The 17,795-nt window shown below is 65.0% G+C and carries 17 protein-coding genes; 10 read left to right on the forward strand and 7 right to left on the reverse strand.

Annotation, left to right across the window (positions count from 1 at the left end; genetic code table 11):
- Window positions 1-621, forward strand: a 621-nt coding sequence (locus ACNKW1_RS15240) for a tyrosine-type recombinase/integrase (protein ID WP_418365430.1), incomplete at its 5' end; no start/stop codon positions are given.
- A 344-nt stretch (window positions 622-965) separates the two neighbouring features.
- Complete coding sequence (locus ACNKW1_RS15245; protein ID WP_418365431.1) at window positions 966-2,027, forward strand: Fic family protein; 1,062 nt, start codon at window positions 966-968, stop codon at window positions 2,025-2,027.
- 53 nt (window positions 2,028-2,080) lie between these two features.
- Here the strand turns inward: ACNKW1_RS15245 and ACNKW1_RS15250 are convergent.
- Both ACNKW1_RS15250 and ACNKW1_RS15255 read right to left on the reverse strand, forming a co-directional pair.
- Window positions 2,081-3,261, reverse strand: a protein-coding gene (locus ACNKW1_RS15250) for an IS3 family transposase (RefSeq protein ID WP_418365432.1) whose coding sequence is annotated in 2 segments (ribosomal slippage) — window positions 2,081-3,009 and window positions 3,009-3,261 — 1,182 coding nt in all. Because the reading frame shifts where the segments join, the coding sequence is not laid out codon by codon here.
- A 36-nt stretch (window positions 3,262-3,297) separates the two neighbouring features.
- Window positions 3,298-4,122, reverse strand: a complete 825-nt coding sequence (locus ACNKW1_RS15255) for an STY4528 family pathogenicity island replication protein (protein ID WP_418365433.1) — start codon at window positions 4,120-4,122, stop codon at window positions 3,298-3,300.
- 810 nt (window positions 4,123-4,932) lie between these two features.
- Here ACNKW1_RS15255 and ACNKW1_RS15260 point away from each other — a divergent pair.
- A complete protein-coding gene (locus ACNKW1_RS15260) occupies window positions 4,933-5,805 on the forward strand; it encodes a hypothetical protein (RefSeq protein ID WP_418365434.1) in 873 nt (290 codons plus the stop codon).
- 244 nt (window positions 5,806-6,049) lie between these two features.
- Window positions 6,050-6,985, forward strand: coding sequence for a mechanosensitive ion channel family protein (locus ACNKW1_RS15265; protein WP_418365435.1), 936 nt, complete (start codon window positions 6,050-6,052; stop codon window positions 6,983-6,985).
- A gap of 54 nt (window positions 6,986-7,039) precedes the next feature.
- On the opposite strand, the gene ACNKW1_RS15270 is transcribed toward ACNKW1_RS15265, so the two are convergent.
- Complete coding sequence (locus tag ACNKW1_RS15270) at window positions 7,040-7,948, reverse strand: DMT family transporter (RefSeq protein ID WP_418365436.1); 909 nt, start codon at window positions 7,946-7,948, stop codon at window positions 7,040-7,042.
- Between the two features lie 154 nt (window positions 7,949-8,102).
- Here ACNKW1_RS15270 and gluQRS point away from each other — a divergent pair, with 154 nt between their 5' ends.
- Together gluQRS and ACNKW1_RS15280 are read left to right on the forward strand one after the other, a co-directional pair.
- Window positions 8,103-9,035 (forward strand): tRNA glutamyl-Q(34) synthetase GluQRS, encoded by a 933-nt coding sequence (gluQRS, locus tag ACNKW1_RS15275; RefSeq protein ID WP_418365437.1) that lies wholly within the window; start codon window positions 8,103-8,105, stop codon window positions 9,033-9,035.
- A gap of 9 nt (window positions 9,036-9,044) precedes the next feature.
- A complete protein-coding gene (locus ACNKW1_RS15280; protein ID WP_418365438.1) occupies window positions 9,045-9,470 on the forward strand; it encodes a CoA-binding protein in 426 nt (141 codons plus the stop codon).
- Window positions 9,471-9,503: 33 nt separating this feature from the next.
- Here the strand turns inward: ACNKW1_RS15280 and clsB are convergent, their stop codons facing one another.
- The 4 genes from clsB to ACNKW1_RS15300 form a co-directional block, all read right to left on the reverse strand.
- Window positions 9,504-10,658, reverse strand: coding sequence for a cardiolipin synthase ClsB (gene clsB, locus ACNKW1_RS15285; RefSeq protein WP_418365439.1), 1,155 nt, complete (start codon window positions 10,656-10,658; stop codon window positions 9,504-9,506).
- Complete coding sequence (locus ACNKW1_RS15290) at window positions 10,658-11,407, reverse strand: endonuclease/exonuclease/phosphatase family protein (protein ID WP_418365440.1); 750 nt, start codon at window positions 11,405-11,407, stop codon at window positions 10,658-10,660. The genes clsB and ACNKW1_RS15290 overlap by 1 nt, the downstream gene beginning before the upstream one ends.
- A 25-nt stretch (window positions 11,408-11,432) precedes the next feature.
- The gene (gene nadA, locus ACNKW1_RS15295; protein WP_418365441.1) at window positions 11,433-12,533 is read right to left on the reverse strand and encodes a quinolinate synthase NadA; all 1,101 of its coding nucleotides are present in this window, start codon (window positions 12,531-12,533) and stop codon (window positions 11,433-11,435) included.
- A 112-nt stretch (window positions 12,534-12,645) separates the two neighbouring features.
- Window positions 12,646-13,098, reverse strand: a complete 453-nt coding sequence (locus ACNKW1_RS15300; RefSeq protein ID WP_418365442.1) for a rhodanese-like domain-containing protein — start codon at window positions 13,096-13,098, stop codon at window positions 12,646-12,648.
- A gap of 60 nt (window positions 13,099-13,158) precedes the next feature.
- Here ACNKW1_RS15300 and ACNKW1_RS15305 point away from each other — a divergent pair, with 60 nt between their 5' ends.
- The 4 genes from ACNKW1_RS15305 (at window position 13,159) to glnL (ending at window position 17,749) form a co-directional block, all read left to right on the forward strand.
- The gene (locus tag ACNKW1_RS15305) at window positions 13,159-14,358 is read left to right on the forward strand and encodes a cation diffusion facilitator family transporter (RefSeq protein WP_418365443.1); all 1,200 of its coding nucleotides are present in this window, start codon (window positions 13,159-13,161) and stop codon (window positions 14,356-14,358) included.
- A gap of 227 nt (window positions 14,359-14,585) precedes the next feature.
- Complete coding sequence (glnA, locus tag ACNKW1_RS15310) at window positions 14,586-15,995, forward strand: type I glutamate--ammonia ligase (RefSeq protein WP_418365444.1); 1,410 nt, start codon at window positions 14,586-14,588, stop codon at window positions 15,993-15,995.
- Window positions 15,996-16,132: 137 nt separating this feature from the next.
- Entirely contained in the window at window positions 16,133-16,627 is a 495-nt protein-coding gene (locus tag ACNKW1_RS15315; protein WP_418365445.1) for a DUF4124 domain-containing protein, read from the forward strand.
- Between the two features lie 54 nt (window positions 16,628-16,681).
- Window positions 16,682-17,749, forward strand: coding sequence for a nitrogen regulation protein NR(II) (glnL, locus tag ACNKW1_RS15320; protein ID WP_418365446.1), 1,068 nt, complete (start codon window positions 16,682-16,684; stop codon window positions 17,747-17,749).
- The last annotated feature ends 46 nt before the right edge of the window (window positions 17,750-17,795 follow it).

Raw genomic sequence — 17,795 nt, forward strand, 5'->3', positions numbered from 1 at the left:
GGAAGCCGAAGCATGCGGGCTCAAACGGGGCTACGTAAGAATGGGGTTCGTGGAGCGCTTACAGAGCAAATCCAGAAGTTCTATCAGGAGTTGCGCGGCTACCGGGGCTATCCGGAAACCTCGTTGTGCCTGCGGCTGATTGCGCTGACTGCCTGCCGTCCAGGGGAGGCGGCGGATGCCGAGTGGGACGAGTTCGACTTTGAGGATGCCTTGTGGCGTCGGCCTGCGGCGAAGATGAAAGCGCGACGTGACCATGTCAGCCCGTTGTCGGCGCAGGCTATTGCCGTGCTGAAGGATTTGCAGTGCATCACGGGTGGTGGACGCTATCTGTTCCCACACCGGAGCGGCAAGGGCTTCACCACGCCCAATCGGCTGACCTACGCGATGCGAGATATGAACCTGGGCCGGGGCACCACGCCGCATTGCTGGCGGACGACCTTTTCGACCTGGGCCAACGAGAACGGATACCGGCCTGATGCAATTGAACGGCAGCTTGCCCACGTGGAAAGCAACAAGGTGCGGGCGACGTACAACAAGGCGCTGCTGCTGGATCAGAGAAGGACGCTGTTGCAGGACTGGGCGGACTATCTGAGTGCCGCGGAGGGCAGTGGCACGGTATAGGGGCAACTTCGCCGGGTGTTGCAGAACGAATGGACAGATGCGGTCTTTTCCTTTTCTGGGTAGGGCCGTTGCCCCTTGGGTGCCGTTCCCTTGCCCTTTGCCTTCGCCCAGGGATGGTCGCTGGAAATGGGGTAAAAAATGGATTAAATGGGGTAATTATTTATTTATTGCCCCTTTTATATTCATGTTGTTCATTTCCTTTTTGGTCGGCCATACCAGCCTCCCACGACAGATCCAATGTTCAGGAAATGAGGTAATCAAACACATAAAAGAGGTATTTTTAGAGACAATACCCCATTTAAGAGCTATGATTACCCCATTTACACAGCCTGGCTTACATTTCTATGCACTCGCTCACACCCGAGTACCTTGCCGCGCTTCGCTTCGATGGCACTCAGGCCGCCACGTTGCGCACACTGGGCGAGTACCAGGGTAAGCAGCAACTCTACGCTGCGCAGTCACCCGAAGCCCTCAAGGGGCTACGCCAGATCGCGGTGGTGGAGTCCACCGAGTCATCCAACCGGCTGGAAGGCGTTGTCGTCGCACCCTCGCGGTTGAAGTCTCTGGTTATCCGCAACGCAACGCCAAAGAGCCGTTCCGAACAGGAGATCGCCGGCTACCGTGATGCCCTGGCGCTGATCCACGAGTCTGCCGCGCACATGCCCTTTAGCGAGGGCGTAGTGCTGCAACTGCACACCCTGCTGTACCGTTACATGCCGCAGGCGGGCGGGCGCTGGAAGGCTACCAACAACGACATCATCGAGCGTCACCCAGACGGCACGTCGCGTTTGCGCTTCCAGCCAGTTGCTGCGCACCTCACACCCATGGCAATGGCCGATCTGACCGGGCGCTACGCCACTGCGCTGGACCAGCACTTGGCCGACCCGTTGGTACTGGTGCCGCTGGCGATGCTCGACTTCCTGTGCATCCACCCTTTCCCGGACGGCAACGGTCGCATGTCCCGCTTGCTGACCTTGCTGCTGCTCTATCACTTCGACTATGCGGTGGGCCGCTACATCAGCCTGGAACGCATCTTCGAGGACACCAAGGAAGGCTATTACGAGACGCTGGAAGCCAGCTCGCAGGGCTGGCATCAGGGGCAGCATGACGTCAAACCCTGGCTCGACTATTTCTGGGGGGCCTTGCTACGGGCCTACCGTGAATTCGAGGAGCGTGTCGGCACCATCGAGCGGGGACGTGGCAGCAAAGGTGACCGCGTGCGCGCGGAAGTCCTGGGGCGCACTCTGCCATTTTCTATTTCCGAAATAGAAGAAGCCTGCCCGGGCGTGAGCCGTGACATGGTTCGACTAGTGCTGCGAGCGATGAAATCAGAAGGCTTGATTGAATCGACGGGTAAGGGGCGAGGCGCGAAGTGGCTTCGCACCAATCAATCGGGTGAGAAATGAGTACTCAAAGAAACTGAGGTGCCCTACGTTTTCCGCCTTCCAACCGGCCGTCCTCATGCTGCCATGTCTTGCTGATCCTGTCGTACGATCCAGTTCTCCAAGAACGTGGTCGGCGACAGATAGCCCAAGCTGGAGTGGCGGCGGCTCCGGTTGTAGAACACGGCGATGTACTGGAACAGATCGCTCGTGGCCTCGTTTCGGGTCGCGTAGCTCACGCCATGGACCCGCTCATTCTTGAGGCTGTTGAAGAAGCTCTCGGTGGGTGCGTTGTCCCAGCAGTTGCCCTTGCGTGACATTGAACCGCGCATGCCGTAGGCCGCCAAGCGGGCCTGATACGCCTGGCTGGCGTACTGACTGCCCCGGTCGGAGTGGAACAGCACACCCGGTCCGGGCCGGCGGCGAAACCATGCCATCGACAGCGCATCGATCACGAGGTCGGTGGTCATGCGTGGTTTGATTGACCAGCCAATCACTTCGCGGTTGAACAGATCGATCACGACCGCCAGGTACAGCCAGCCCTCGGCGGTGGCGATGTAGGTGATGTCGCCCGTCCAGACGCGATTGGGCGCCTCAGGCGCGAACTGACGACCCAGCACATTCTCCGCGACCGGCAGGTGATGCCTGGAGTCGGTCGTCGCCTTGTAACGCCGCTTGTGCCGTGCCCGGATGCCGTTCTCGCGCATCAGACGCTCGATGCGCGGCAAACCGATCCGGTAGTCACGCACTCGCAACTCGGCGTGGATGCGTCGTGCCCCGTAGGCCTGCCGGACCTCCTGGTGGACCGTGCGGATCAGCACCAGGGCCTGCGCATCCGTCAGTCGTTTGCGGTCCTGCGTCCCGCCGCCCCGCCAAGCCCGAAAGCCGCTCTGGCTCACCGACAGGGCATCGCACAGGACAGGCAACGGGAAGGATCTGCGCTGCGTTTCGATCCAGGCATATTTCACAGCAGATCCTTCGCGAAATATGCTGCCGCTTTTTTTGTGATCTCCAGCTCCATCTCGAGTCGCGCGACCTGGGCGCGCAACCGGGACAGTTCCATCTGCTCTGCAGTGATCTGCTTGGCGCCGGCCGGATTCAGCTTGCCCGCCTTCGCCGCCTTGACCCAGTTGCGCAGCGTCTGCTCAACCAACCCCAGTTCCTCGGCAACACGGCCTATGCTGCCGACCTCGTCAGCTCGCTTGACGGCCTGCTCCTTGAACTCGGCCGTGTATTCCTGCTTCGGGATGCGTTTCACGTCGTTCTTCCTCTCGTTGCGTCGATCCTACGACGACTACGTTGGAAGACGAAATTCGTGGGGCAGCTCAGCGGCCTGCACGTCTTTTTGCTGATCTGCCTGGGCATTGCTCAGGCAAGGCGGCAAGCTCACCGACTGCGATGCCGGATCGCCGTCGCTTTCGCGCGCGAGGTACGTACGTTCTTTTTTATACATATACGTCTTATACGTACTGCCCCGCTCAGCCGTCATGTGGCGAGCGTGTTCGGTCTGTTGCGGAACAAGCGTGCTGCCAGCGGAATCGCCAGACAATGGCAGTGGGTCGGCTGCCTCGCTCGCCTGCGATGGCGGCGTCGGGGGCAAATCATCGTCGTCGTGAAGTTGATCGTGGGTCGCAATGGAGGCGGCTTCAGGTGCCTGCGCCAGCGTTGCCTGAATGTGGACGGCCACCCGATCCACCTGGTTGTTTTCGTGGCCGATGGAGGCTTGCAGAAGCGCGGACAGACTGGCATCGAGCGCGCAGGCCTGCTGGAAGTGCAGGGCGCTTTCGTGAACCTGATACAGCTCGCTGAGCACATGGCCGGTTAGAGGATCGCGGTGTTGGCCTACCCGGCTGATCCAGCCCGTCAGCCGAAGCACAACGAGGACGCGCCGGGCCGTCTCGTACCCGGCCCTCTGCCCCAGCGGGGTGGAGGTGAGATAGCGACGCAACTGCCCGAGATTTGCCAGCGGGCTGATGCCTTCCGCAGAACGCAGCATGCGCAGAACCTGCCAGCCGTTGCGCTCCAACGGCGTGAGGCGGGCATCGAGCATGAGCGATGCCGGCGTAGTGAACAGGGCATCTTGCCCCAGCGGATTGTGGCGGGTGTGATGGTCTGCCATGAGAATTCTCCAAGGTATGGGCCACAGCGGCCCGTTCCCCTGCATCTCATCGCGTACTGCTCCAGGCGTCAGCCAACAATGCGGTCTGCGCCATACCCGTTTTATCCGGCAGGCGCAGCGCTGGCCCCGGCATCCAGACTGATCTATCATCCCGATACCCCTATGGGGGTACAACTGGGGGTGCTTCCAGCGATTCCCGCAAAGGCCGTGGCCCGATTTCTCCGCGAAACCTAGTGCTCACGGGACTTTGCCGACCGATCAACGTTTAAACGTGTGATCAACGTCTGAGCACCAGCCCCTCACGTACAGCGCATCCACCCAAAGCCCGGGGCCGGTTTCACGGCCGCCCCGGCGGCAAGCGACACGGCCCGCGTTCTGGCCTACAATGCCGCTTTACCCATCGATCGCCTGCCGCATGACCACGCCTGCCCACCATCGCTTCGCCCGTTGCCGCGCACCACTGCGCGCGGGTGGTCGTGTGCGTGCGCGCAGCATGATGTCACCGCTGCGCGATCTCGCGACCCAGCTCGCATTCAAGGTCACAGGGTCTCCCGCCGTGCTTTCTGAAGCCGTGCGGGGCCAGCGAAGGGGCTAAGCCCCACCCCCGCACGGCACTTGCCCGGGACGCGCGCACCGCGCCGCCCGTTCAACGTGCAGCCGCTGCGGGCTTCCTGTCCAGCCTCCCGCCCCTCAAGACCGCATCCGCGGTTCGGCACCGGTCCATTCGGCCCCCCGCTCATCGACATCCCGTCGGCTGCACTCCAGGACACCGCGCCATGGCGCGGCCAAGTGATGCACGAGGGTGATGCAATGGTTCTCACACGCAGTTTCGTCAGGGCGAAGCGCCCCTGCACCGACGGATTCCGTTGGTTCGTCCGCCAGTTTGGCGACGGCGGAAACTATCAGAACATGCTCGACGAGATGGTGGCAGCCGGTCGGGTGGGCGATGCCTGCTGGCTGCTGGAGCAGTTCGGACCCACCGACGAGGTGCGCGTGCTCGACACGATCGAGGCCGATGCGATCGTCTTCGCCGGGACGCTGGAGGTACGCGGCAGCGTGGATGCGGGAGGTGTCGTGCGCGTCGGGCGCTCGCTGCATGCCGGCGGCGGCCTGCGCGCAGGTGGCGGAATTCACATCGGCGCAGACTTGCGCATCGAAGGCAGCATCCGCGCCGAAGACGGGCTGCGCGTAGGAGGCGATCTGCGCGCAGGCTGGGGAGTGGACTGCACGGGCGACCTACGCTGCGACGGCGAGCTTCGCACCGGCTGGGACCTGCACTGCACCGGGCGCGTGCGTATCGCGGGCAATGCCTTCGTCGGCCTCGGCGTGCAGGTGGATGAAGGCGTACGTTGCGCCAAGGGCCTGCAAGCCGGCGGTGACATTCAAGTGGCGAACAGCCTGCGTGCCGGCCAAGGCATTGCAGCAGGCGGTTCGATCCAGGTCGGCCTGCACCTGGAGGCGGGCTGGGGCATCAAGGCCGGCGGAGTAATCGGCGCCGCAGGGGCGATCCGTGCCGGGGAAAGCCTGAGCGCAGGCGAGGCCATCCGCGCTGGCGCCGGCTACGGTGTCTTCGCAGGCCTCGACGTGCAGGTGGAGGCCTGGGAGAGCAGCGCCCGCGTCAGCGCCCCAGAGAAACCCGAAGCTCTGATGAGCGGCTGGTGGGCCGGCCCGGCGGTGTGCTGAGGAGAAGACGAAATGAACGTAACCGCCCACCGCCACGCACGCTCACCACACGCGAAGTGTGCCTCCGCCTACCCGGGCAAGAGCCTGCACAACCTCGGCTCAGCCGTTGCCGCCCCCGGCGCAGTTGGCCCGGGGACCCGCAGGGTGCTCCTCGCCAGGGTTTGGGCCATGGGCCGGCTTCACACACACGGTCTTCTGCCTTCTCCGCGCGGGAGCAGGGGCTCTGGACCTGAGGCACGATGAGGTGAAATCTCCCGATCCGTCCGCACCGCGCACGTCCTGGCTGCGCGCGTCCACCCGCGTCACCCTGCTGTTGCTGGCAGCTGCGTGCGCCGAACCGCTGATCCAGCACCTTCCTGCCGAGCATTCGCTACAGGCTTGGCTGGAGCCCGTGCGCAACACGTTGATCGCACTGACGATCTTCGCCGCCGCGCAGCTGACCCAGATCCTGATCAGCCTCCGCCTGTCCCAGCGCAGAAAGGGACAGCGGCCCGTGCCCAAGGTCCTGCTCGACCTCCTTCGGGTATTCCTTTTCGCATTCGCAACGCTGGTCGCCCTATCGCTGTTCTTCAACCGGGACCTGTCGGGCATTCTGACCGGCTCAGGGCTGGTTCTGGCAGTCCTGGGCTTCGCGATCCGCAATGTGGTGGCCGACACGCTCTCGGGCATTGCACTCGGCATCGAGGCACCTTTTCGTATGGGAGACTGGGTGCGTATCGAAACCCTCGGCCAGGGAAGAGTCCAGGAAATCGGCTGGCGTACGACACGGCTGGTCACGCGCGACAGCACGTACATGATCCTGCCCAACAGCCAGATCTCACGGCAGCGCATCACCAACTTCAGTGCCCCGCGCAAAGAGTTCCGTGACCACGCCGATCTCACCTTGCCGGTGGATCTGCCGGTGGCCGAGGCCAAGGCGCTGATCTGCGCCGCCCTCGCTGGAGCACGGAGCATCGTGGAAGAGCGGCCGGCCGAGGTGCAGGTGGTGCGATACGGCCCGCAGGGAATCAGCTACCGAGTCAAATACTGGGTCCCGCAACTCGATCATGAGCCCCTGTGCCGCGACGAGGTCTTCAGCCTGATCGATCTCGCCCTGCGTGCGCGCGACATCCCGTTTGCCAGCGCCCCCGTTGCGCCACCTTGCGCACACGAGGGCGCCCTGCGGGAGGACGCAGCCTGAGCGTCCTCCATTGCACGATCAACGGCGAGGCAAACAGACGCCTCCGGGGAAATCTCAGCGCCCGCCGAGCAGGCCGCGAATCCACACCCAGCGGCTCGCCACCAGCGCGAGAAATATCAGCCCACAGCCAAGCAACTGCAGAGCACTCATGGTTTCGGCATACCACCAGGCCGCAGCGATCGCGGTCCACACCGGCTCCAGCATCAGGATCAGCGCCGCATGGCTGGGTGTGGTGAGACTCTGCCCGCGCAACTGGAGCATGAAGCGCAACGTGGTGGCGACGACCGCGCTGGCGAGCAGCCAACCCAGCATCGGCAGCGTCCATTGCAAGGGCCATTGCTCCAGCATCAGCGCAGGCGGCAGCACCAGTACGCCGACCACGAGCATCTGCACCGTGCTCAGCGCCCGTACCGGCACCTTGCGCACGATGTGCGAATTGACGTTGAACAGGAGCGCGAACACCATCGCCGCGGCGAGGAAGAACCACTGCCCGGGCTCGACGCGAAAACCACCATCGAGCGAGAGGCAGGCGAAGCCCGCCAGCGCCGGCGGCAGCGCGAACCAGGTGCTCGCCGGCGGGCGATCGCCGAAGAACACGCGCGCCAGTACGGGCACCGCGACGATCCCCAGACTGGAGATGAAGGCCGCCTCGCCGAGATGGCGCGCATGCGAGAGGCCAAGGATCCAGAGCACCATGCCCGCAGCAAACAACGCCCCCACCAGCAGGCCGCTACGCAGGCCATGCGCATCGAAGGTGCGCAGTTGTGGCACGGAAAAGGCACCCAGAACCAGCCCGGCAATTGCGAAGCGCAGGCCGATGAAAAGCAGCGGCGGCAAACCGACGAGCGCCTCCTTCGAGAAAATCCAGCCCGCGGCAGCGATCAGGCCCGTCAGTATCAGGACGAGATCTGCCTCAAAGCGATGGTGCGCGGGCTGCGATGCCCGGGGCGAAGCTGTACTCATCTGCTTCCTGTGCTGTTTCGATCAAGCGCCAGACCGGTTTCATCCGGTCACTGCACCCAGCCCCTCATCCGCGCGTGTGCCGTAGAGGGCGGCTGCGCAGCATATCGCATCCCCCTCGGCGGCGGCGGTGTGCCACGATGCTAAGATCCCGCTCATGACATTCGCCGGTTTTCCGCCTGCCCAGCCCAGCGCGCCTTACATCGGCCGCTTTGCGCCCTCGCCCAGCGGCGCGCTGCACTTCGGATCGCTGATCGCCGCGGCGGGCAGCTTTCTCGACGCCCACGCCCACGCTGGGAAATGGCTGCTGCGGATCGAGGATGTGGACACTCCACGCACGGTGGCGGGTGCTGCAGCGGGCATCCTGCATACACTCGAGCGCTTCGGCTTTGCATGGGACGGCGAGATCGTCTGGCAGAGCCAGCGAACCAGCGCCTACGAAGCCACGCTGGAGCGACTGAAGGCAGCGGGCCACGCGTATCCTTGCGCCTGCACACGCCGCGAACTGGCCGGGCAGCCGCTGGCCCGCGATGGCTCGCGACGCTATCCGGGCACCTGCCGTAGTGGCCTTCCCCCCGGGCGCGAGGGACGGGCGTGGCGCGTGCGCGCGGAGGGGCGGGTCCGCTTCGTCGATCGCATCCAGGGCGAACAGGAGATCGACCTCGCCGCCGACGCCGGCGACTACGTCGTACTGCGCGCCGACGGGCTGTTCGCTTACCAACTCGCGGTGGTCGTGGACGATGTCGATGCGGGCATCACCCACGTGGTGCGCGGAGCCGATCTGCTCGACGCCACCGCTCGCCAGATCCACCTGCTCGGGCTGCTCGGCATGCCGCCCCCGCACTACGCCCACCTGCCTCTGGCAACCAATGCTGCGGGCGAAAAGCTCTCCAAGCAGACCCTCGCGCGTGCGGTGGACGCGTTCCCACCCGGCACCGCGCTGCTGGCCGCCCTCGAATTTCTCGGCCAGAATCCCCCCTCCACACTCGCTCGCGCACCCCTTGCCGAGATCTGGCAGTGGGCGTGTGCAAACTGGTCCATCACCGCCGTCCCGCGCCGCCGCCAGGCGGTCGCAGCCGGCTTTTCATGAGGTAACCCAATGCACCCGAACGACATCAGCGCGCAACCGGAAGCGATCCGCAAGCTGCTGCAGGGTAGCCGCACAATCGCGATCGTCGGAATCTCGGCCAAGCACGATCGCCCCAGTCACGAAGTCGCGCACTACCTGCAGAAGGCCGGCTACAAGATCATTCCGGTAAATCCTGCATATGCGGAAGTACTCGGCGAGAAGTGCTATCCGAGCCTGCGCGACGTGCCGGTGAAGATCGACGTCGTGGACGTATTTCGCAAGCCCTCGGACGTGCTGCCGGTGGTCGACGAGGCCATCGCGGTGGGCGCAGGCTGCGTATGGATGCAGCTCGGCGTGATCGCCCCCGAAGCGGCACAGAGGGCGGCCGAAGCGGGACTCCAGGTCGTCGTCGATCTATGCACCAAAATAGAGCACGCGCGCCTGATCGGACGCTGAGTGAAGCGGGTGGCGCCCATCCGCGTGCAGGATTCAGTGGAGGCCCCCGTAGCCCGCCACACCGATGGCCATGCGCACGAGCTGGTAGGCCAGCCAGCTGAGACCGCGGCGGAACAGGGGCAGACGCTGCCAGTCCGAGGCGCGCAGTTCGCGGGCGCCGGAACAGATTGCCCGCTCCAGGCTTGCCCGCAGCTCGCACGCGAAGCGCGCATCGTCGATCACCACGTTCGCCTCCCGTGCGAGCAGCAGGCTGAAGGCATCGATGTTGCTCGACCCCACCGTCGACCAGGTGCGATCGACCACCGCAACCTTGGCGTGCAGGTAGCTGCGGTGGTATTCGAACAGGCGGATGCCACGCGCGAGCAAGGCCGGGTACAAGGCACGCGTGGCATAACCCTGCAGCGGATGGTCCGACAACCCCTGCAGCAGCAGGGTCACCTGCACGCCGCGCGCAGCCGCCTCCGTGAGCGCCTGGCGGAAGCGCCGCCCCGGAAAGAAATAGGCATTGGCGATGAGGATTTCCTCACGCGCCTTGGCGATCGCATCTAGGTAGGCATCCTCGATCGCGTGGCGATGGCGGAGGTTGTCACGCACCACGAAAGCAGCGCGAATGCCCCCGACCCGTTCGGTCTGCGGCGGCGCGAGCAGCGGCTGGGAGTCACGTCGACGGAAGCTCGCCCAGGCCACCAGCCGCCACAAGCGCTGCGCTGAAGCCACGATCGGCTCGAGCAGGGGTCCTTCGACATGCACTGCATAGTCGTAGCGCGGGTGCGAAAGCGCACCCGCATCGAAGTCGTCCACCACATTGATGCCACCGACGAAGGCCTCGCGCCCATCGATGGTGACGATCTTCCGATGCATACGGCGCAGGCGATGACGGCGCAGCGACAGCGGCCTGAGCTCACGGCGGTAGATCAGCACCTGCACCCCCGCGCTGCGCAGGCGCGGAAGGAGGCGGGCAACGAAGCTGCGGCCACCAAAGCCATCGATCATCACCCGCACCGCCACACCACGACCGGCGGCACGCGCCAGCGCGTCGGCGATGCGCTGCCCGGTGCCATCGTCCTCGAAGATATAGCTCTGCAGGAAGATCTCGCGTTCGGCCCGGTCGATCGCTGCCTCCACCGCAGGAAAATACTGCTCGCCGTTCTCCAGCAGCGCGACGGCGTTGCCGGCGAGAAACTGCATCAGACGATCGGCTCCAGATCGGCGGTCAGTGCGGCGTGATCGGAGATCTGTGCCCACGGTGCGCCGTAATGCACTTGTGCCTGCCGCACCCGGAAACCACGCACATAAATGCGATCGAGGCGGAAGAAGGGCAATGCGCTCGGGAAACTGCGCGCCGGCCGCCCGCGCCCGCCACCGAAGGCCTCCGCCAGGCCGAGTCGCCGCCCGAGCAACTCGTCCGCGTGATTGCGCCAGTCATTGAAGTCGCCTGCGATGATCAGCGGCGTGTCGCCCGGCGCAAGCTGCTCCATGCGCTCAGCCAGCGCCGCCATCTGTCGCCGCCGGCTGCCCGCCATCAGGCCCAGATGCACGCACACGCAATGCACCGGCCCGCCAAACTCGGGCAACTGGACCTCGCAGTGCAGCAGCCCGCGGCGTTCGAAGCGGTGGTCGGAGACGTCCTGATTGGCGGAGCTCAGGATCAGGTGCCGGCTCAGGATCGCATTGCCATGGTGGCCATGGTCGTAGACGGCGTTACCACCATAGGCCGTCTGGTGCCAGGCCTCCTGTGCAAGAAACTCGTGCTGTGGCTCGAGTGGCCAGTCCGGATGGCGTGCCGGGTGCCCCAGATGCAGGCCCTGCACCTCCTGCAGGAACACAAGATCGGCGTCCAGGCTGCGCAGGCGGTCACGCAGCTCATGCACCACCATGCGGCGGTTGAACTGCGAGAAGCCCTTGTGGATGTTGTAGCTGCAGATCCTGAGCGTCATCGCAGCCGGACCCCGTGGCTATGGATCAGGAAACCGCAAGCATGCGGTCGAGCGCAATCCGGGCGAGTTCGGCCTCGTGCTCGGGCACCTTGATCTGATTGACCACCTTGCCCTCGGCGAGGTTTTCCAGCGTCCACGCCAGATGCTGCGGGTCTATACGCTGCATGGTCGAGCACATGCACACGTTGGGCGCCATGAACTCGACGAGCTTGCCCTGCGGTTTCATCTCGTCCGCGAGGCGGCTGACAAGGTTGAGCTCGGTGCCCACCAGCCACTCGGTGTCATGCGGCGCGTTGGTGATGGTGTTGAGGATGAACTCGGTGGAGCCGACGTAATCGGATTTCTGGCACACCTCGAGCATGCTCTCCGGGTGTGAGATCACGAAGCCGTGCGGGTGCTTCTCGCGCCAGCGGTCGATGTGTACCGGCTGGAACATCTGGTGCACCGAGCAGTGCCCCTTCCACAGCAGGATCTTCGCCTTGCGGATCTGCTCTGGGGTGAGCCCGCCGTACTCGAGGTCGGGGTCCCACACCACCATCTCGTCGAGCGGAATGCCCTTCTTGAAACCGGTCCAGCGCCCGAGGTGCTGGTCGGGGAAGAACAGCACCTTCTCGCGCTTGGCGAACGCCCAGTCGAGGATGGTCGGTGCGTTGGTCGAGGTGCACACGATGCCGCCGTGCTCACCGCAGAAGGCCTTGAGGTCGGCCGCGGAGTTGATGTAGGTGACCGGAGTGATCAGCTCATCGGGCTTGTCGAGCACCTCGGCCAGTTCGCGCCAGCAGCGCTCGACCTTGGCCAGACTTGCCATGTCGGCCATCGAACAGCCGGCGGCGAGATCGGGAAGGATGGCGATCTGGCTGGGCTTGGACAGGATGTCGGCGACCTCGGCCATGAAGTGCACACCGCAGAACACGATGAACTCGGCGTCCGTCTGCGACGCGAGGCGCGCAAGCTTGAGCGAGTCCCCGGTAAGGTCGGCGTGCTGGTATACATCGGCACGCTGGTAGTGATGGCAGAGCAGCACCGCGCGATCGCCGAGGCGCGCGCGCGCGGCGCGGATCCGCGCCTGCGCCTCGTCGTCGGCGAGCACGTTGAAGCGGTCGAAGCTGATGGTGGAGACTTGCATGTTCTGGTATCCGGATCCGGTCGGGACAATCCCGGGGTTACGGGCGTCGGACCCTGCACGCGGCGGCGGGTTCGGCCGGGCCGCGCAGGGCCGGGTAAGGAGTTGTTGCAGCTCAGCCCTGATACCAAGGCAGGCCGGCATGGCGCCAGCCACCAGTGCGGTTGCGCTGGTTGTTGGCGTCCTTGTCGCCCTCGAAGCCTTCGAGGACGTTGTAGCAGTTGGCATAGCCCGCCGAGGTAGCGAGGCGCGCAGCCGAATCCGAGCGCACGCCGGAGCGGCAGATGAACAGCACCAGCGCCTCGGGATCGACCTGATGCTTGAGCTGGGCCAGGAAGTTGGGATTTTCCTGCATCGAGGGATAGGACTTCCACTCGATCTCCACCGCACCCGGCACCCGGCCGACCCAATCGAGTTCGGCGCGCGTGCGCACATCCACCAGCTTGGCGCCGGGGGCGAGCTGCATCACCTGCCAGGTTTCAGCGGGCGTCAGCGCACCCGGGTACGGCAGCCCGAGGTTTTCCGCACGTGCGTGCGCAAGGGACAACAAGTCCGACAGGGTTCCCATGCGAACATCCGTCTAAAATGTAGGTCGGCCGAAGTATAGCGCGTCCGCCGCGCCACCCCCATGCACCCCTCACACGCCCCCCAAAGACCCTCCGGCACCGCCACAGCCCGCGAACTCCAGCATGATGACGGCGCGCGCGGAAAAGGCATCCAGCGCACCACCCTGGTCGCCATCATCACCAACGCGGCCCTGGCCGTGGGGCAGGTCATCATCGGCCTGTTCGCCAATGCCTTCAGCCTGGTGGCAGACGCGGCGCACACGCTGTCCGACCTGGTCACCGACCTGCTCGTGCTGGTGGCAGGGCGCAAGGGCGCCGACCCGGCCGACACGGACCATCCCTATGGACACGGCCGCATCGAGACCGCGACCACGCTCGTGCTGGGCGCGGTGCTCGCGGGGGTGGGCATCGGCTTCCTGTGGAGTTCGGGCGTGCGCCTGCAGCACATGGACGCATTGCCGGAGCTGCATCCGGCTGCACTGATCATGGCGCTGATCACCCTGTTCGCCAAAGAGGGGCTGTTCCGATTCACGCTCTCGGCCGCACGCCGCCTGCGCGCGCCCGTACTCGAGGCCAACGCCTGGCACGCGCGCTCGGACGCTGCCTCCTCACTGGTGGTGGCGGCGGGCATCGGCGGCAGCCTGGCGGGCTACCCCTTTCTGGAGCCGCTCGCGGCGGCAGTGGTCGGTTTCCTGATCCTGCACATGGGGCTGAAGCTGGCCTGGAAGGCGGTCGGCGAGCTGATCGACACGGGACTCCCCGAGGAGGAACTCCAGCGTCTGCGCAAGACGATCGAGGACACGCCGGGCGTCATCGGGCTGCACGACATGCGCACCCGGCGCATGGCCGACCGCGTGCTTTGCGATGCCCATGTGCAGGTCGATCCACGCATCACGGTATCCGAGGGGCACCGCATCTCCGACGCGGTTTACATGCGCGTTCGCACTGCACACCCCGAGGTGCGCGACGTGCTGGTTCACATCGATCCGGAAGACGACGGCGACCTGCAGGTCGTGCCGCCGGGCCCACTACCCGAACGTGCGGAGATCGTCGCCAGCATGCGCACACTGCTCGGCGCGGACTTGCCCCCGCCCTCGCGCGTGCAGATCCACTACCTCGGCCAGCGCGTCGAGGTTGAACTCTTCCTGTCTTCGGCCCCCGCCGGCCTGGAACTCGACGCACTGCAACAGCGCATCGCACGCTGGCTCAGGGCCTACCCCCGCTTTCGGAGCATCCGGGTATTCCACACCCTTGCACCATGACGGTGCATGCCAACCCCGCACCGCACCACCTGGGTGCAGAATCAGGCGGACTCAGGCACCGCTTTCGGGCATCGCCCCTTATGGCACAATGATTCGCGCATCTGCGAAACTTGGCACGCTTACTGCTTAGTGCCTTGCACAGACATCCGGTGCAACGACCTCGACCTCTTGCGGCCGCTGCTCCACCCGCTCAACACCCGCATCGCCTCATCTCACCAGGAGTGAAAATGAACGCCCAAGACGTCATGAAGCTGATCCAGGAAAACGAAGTGCGCTTCGTGGACCTGCGCTTTACCGATACCCGCGGCAAGGAGCAGCACGTCGGCCTGCCCGTGTCCGCTTTCGAAGAAGAGCACTTCGAGCACGGCCATCCCTTCGACGGCTCGTCGATCGCGGGCTGGAAAGGCATCCAGGCTTCGGACATGGTGCTGATGCCCGAGCCCTCGTCCGCCTACATCGACCCCTTCTTCGACGAGACCACGCTGGTCATCACCTGCGACGTCATCGAACCGTCCGACGGCAAGGGCTACGACCGCGACCCGCGCTCGATCGCCAAGCGCGCCGAGGCCTACCTGAAGAGCACGGGCATCGGCGACACCGCTTTCTTCGGCCCGGAACCCGAGTTCTTCATCTTCGACTCGGTCGAGTGGTCGGTGGACATGTCGGGCGTGTACAGCAAGATCATCTCGGAAGAGGCCGCCTGGTCCACCGCCGACAAGTTCGAGGGCGGCAACACCGGCCACCGTCCGCGCGTCAAGGGCGGCTACTTCCCGGTCCCGCCGGTCGACAGCCTGAACGATGTGCGCGCCGCCATGTGCCTCGCACTCGAGGCCTGCGGCGTGCCGGTCGAGGTGCACCACCACGAGGTGGCCAACGCCGGCCAGTGCGAGATCGGTACCAAGTTCAGCACGCTGACCAAGCGCGCCGACTGGACCCAGGTCCTGAAGTACATCGTGCACAACGTTGCACACCAGTACGGCAAGACCGCCACCTTCATGCCCAAGCCCATCGTCGGCGACAACGGCTCCGGCATGCACGTGCACCAGTCGATCTGGAAGGACGGCCAGAACCTGTTCGCAGGTAACGGCTACGCCGGCCTGTCCGAGATGGCCCTGTACTACATCGGCGGCATCATCAAGCATGCCCGTGCGCTCAACGCCATCACCAACCCGGGCACCAACTCGTACAAGCGCCTGGTGCCGCACTATGAGGCCCCGACCAAGCTGGCCTACTCGGCACGCAACCGCTCGGCCTCGATCCGCATCCCCTACACTGCCAACCCGAAGGGCCGCCGCATCGAAGCACGCTTCCCGGATCCCCTGGCCAACCCCTACCTGTGCTTCGCCGCGCTGATGATGGCGGGTCTGGACGGCATCCAGAACAAGATCCACCCAGGCGACCCGGCCGACAAGAACCTGTACGACCTGCCGCCGGAAGAGGATGCGCTGATCCCGACCGTGTGCACCAGCCTCGAGCAGGCGCTGGAGTATCTCGACAAGGATCGCGAATTCCTGACCCGTGGCGGCGTGTTCTCCAACGACTTCATCGACGCCTACATCGCACTCAAGCAGGAAGAGGTCGACCGCATGCGCATCACCACTCACCCGGTGGAATTCGACATGTACTACAGCCTGTAATCCAGGGCTTACTGCGCAGTCAGGAAAGGACGGGCATTGCCCGTCCTTTTTTTCTGGAGTCTAATCAGGCTTCATTCCGCAAGGGCAAGGGCGCACGACCGTGCATTCGCCACGGAAGCGCCCCCCAGGACACGCGCATGCATCCATCGAAACTCCTTCCCCTGATCCTGCTTGCCGGCCTCGCCCCGTCTGCATGGGCCGACATCTACAAGTGCACCGACCCCGACGGACGAGTGACCTACACCAACGACCGCTCGCTCGGACGCGGCTGTGTACGCCTCGAGTCAGACCAGGCGGTGTCGACCATCCCCGCGCCCCCGCGCAGCCCGGCAGCGAGCACGCCAAAGGGCACGCCTGCGGCGGCGACGCCCGGAAGTTTTCCGCGCGTAAGCCCCGACGATCAGCGCAACCGTGACGACGCACGCCTCAAGGTTCTCGCGGGCGAACTCGAGCACGAGGAAAAGTCCCTCGCCGAAGCCGAGCAGGCGCTCGCCGAACAGGAGTCAATCCGAACGGGCGACGAGCGCAACTACCAGAAGGTGCTCGATCGCCTGCAGCCCTTCAAGGACAAGGTCGAGCTCCACAAACGCAACATCGAGGCCCTGCGCCGGGAGATCTCGGGTCTGCGATGATCCACATCTGGCGCGTATCTTGCTTCTGATCGAAAGAATCCCTCGGACGCGCCCATGCCAACCCCTCCCAGCCACACCGCCGCAGCCCCATTTGCCGGACTCGAGTTGCTGTCCTCTGCCGTCATCCTGGTGGATGGGCAGTTGGCGATCCGCTATATCAATCCGGGCGCAGAAAATCTCTTCGCCATCAGCCAGCGCAAGCTGCTCGGCCAGCCTCTCGAGCGTCTGCTCGGGAAGCCCGCGGGGCTGAGCGCGGCACTCGAGAACGCACTGCGCACGAACTGGAGCTACACCGGGCAGGACCTCACGGTAACCTGCAGGGAAGCCAGCCCGATCCGCCTGGACTGCACGGTCACACCCATCGAGGCGGCGGGCGCACGTTTGCTGCTGGAGTTCCGCCCCATCGACGCACAGCTGAGGGTCGCACGGGAAGAACAGCTGCTCCAGCAGCAGCAGGCCAACCGAGAGCTGATCCGCAACCTCGCGCACGAGATCAAGAACCCGCTGGGCGGCATCCGCGGCTCGGCACAGTTGCTGCAGCACGAGCTTGACGACCCGCAGCTGCGCGAGTTCACCGACGTCATCATCGCCGAAGCGGACCGCCTGCAGGACCTGATGAACCGGCTGCTGAGCTCACACTGCATGATGCGGCCGGCGGCGCTCAACATTCATGACGTGCTCGAGCGGGTGCGCAGGTTGATCCTCGCGGAGTTTCCCGCCCTCGACATCCGCCGCGACTACGACCTCAGCCTGCCCGAGCTCACCGCCGACCGCGAACAGCTCATCCAGGCCGTGCTGAACATCGTGCGCAACGCAGCCCAGGCGCTCGGTGGCAGTGGCGAGATCAGGTTGCGCACCCGGGTTGCACGCCAGGTGACACTCGCCAAGCGCCGGTACCGGCTGGCACTGGAATTGCAAGTGATCGACAACGGCCCCGGCATCCCCGCGGAGATCCGCGACCGGATCTTCTATCCGCTGGTCTCCGGGCGCGAGGGCGGTAGCGGGCTAGGGCTGTCGCTCGCGCAAAGTTTCATCGAGCAACATCAGGGCATGATCGAGGTCGACAGCCGCCCCGGGCGCACCTGCTTCACGATCCTGCTGCCGATTACCGAGCGCGCCTGAGCGCCTTCGTGCCCCGCCCCCGCGGGAGACCGAAGCGCCGGCACGC

Source organism: Thauera sp. WH-2, assembly GCF_048321015.1.
Classification (GTDB): domain Bacteria; phylum Pseudomonadota; class Gammaproteobacteria; order Burkholderiales; family Rhodocyclaceae; genus Thauera.

Coding starts and splice junctions, on each gene's coding strand:
- ACNKW1_RS15245 (WP_418365431.1), top strand. CDS start 966: ATGCACTCGCTCACACCCGAGTACCTTGCCGCGCTTCGCTTCGATGGC.
- ACNKW1_RS15255 (WP_418365433.1), bottom strand. CDS start 4,122: ATGGCAGACCATCACACCCGCCACAATCCGCTGGGGCAAGATGCCCTG.
- ACNKW1_RS15260 (WP_418365434.1), top strand. CDS start 4,933: ATGGTTCTCACACGCAGTTTCGTCAGGGCGAAGCGCCCCTGCACCGAC.
- ACNKW1_RS15270 (WP_418365436.1), bottom strand. CDS start 7,948: ATGAGTACAGCTTCGCCCCGGGCATCGCAGCCCGCGCACCATCGCTTT.
- gluQRS (WP_418365437.1), top strand. CDS start 8,103: ATGACATTCGCCGGTTTTCCGCCTGCCCAGCCCAGCGCGCCTTACATC.
- ACNKW1_RS15280 (WP_418365438.1), top strand. CDS start 9,045: ATGCACCCGAACGACATCAGCGCGCAACCGGAAGCGATCCGCAAGCTG.
- clsB (WP_418365439.1), bottom strand. CDS start 10,658: ATGCAGTTTCTCGCCGGCAACGCCGTCGCGCTGCTGGAGAACGGCGAG.
- ACNKW1_RS15290 (WP_418365440.1), bottom strand. CDS start 11,407: ATGACGCTCAGGATCTGCAGCTACAACATCCACAAGGGCTTCTCGCAG.
- nadA (WP_418365441.1), bottom strand. CDS start 12,533: ATGCAAGTCTCCACCATCAGCTTCGACCGCTTCAACGTGCTCGCCGAC.
- ACNKW1_RS15300 (WP_418365442.1), bottom strand. CDS start 13,098: ATGGGAACCCTGTCGGACTTGTTGTCCCTTGCGCACGCACGTGCGGAA.
- ACNKW1_RS15305 (WP_418365443.1), top strand. CDS start 13,159: ATGCACCCCTCACACGCCCCCCAAAGACCCTCCGGCACCGCCACAGCC.
- glnA (WP_418365444.1), top strand. CDS start 14,586: ATGAACGCCCAAGACGTCATGAAGCTGATCCAGGAAAACGAAGTGCGC.
- ACNKW1_RS15315 (WP_418365445.1), top strand. CDS start 16,133: ATGCATCCATCGAAACTCCTTCCCCTGATCCTGCTTGCCGGCCTCGCC.
- glnL (WP_418365446.1), top strand. CDS start 16,682: ATGCCAACCCCTCCCAGCCACACCGCCGCAGCCCCATTTGCCGGACTC.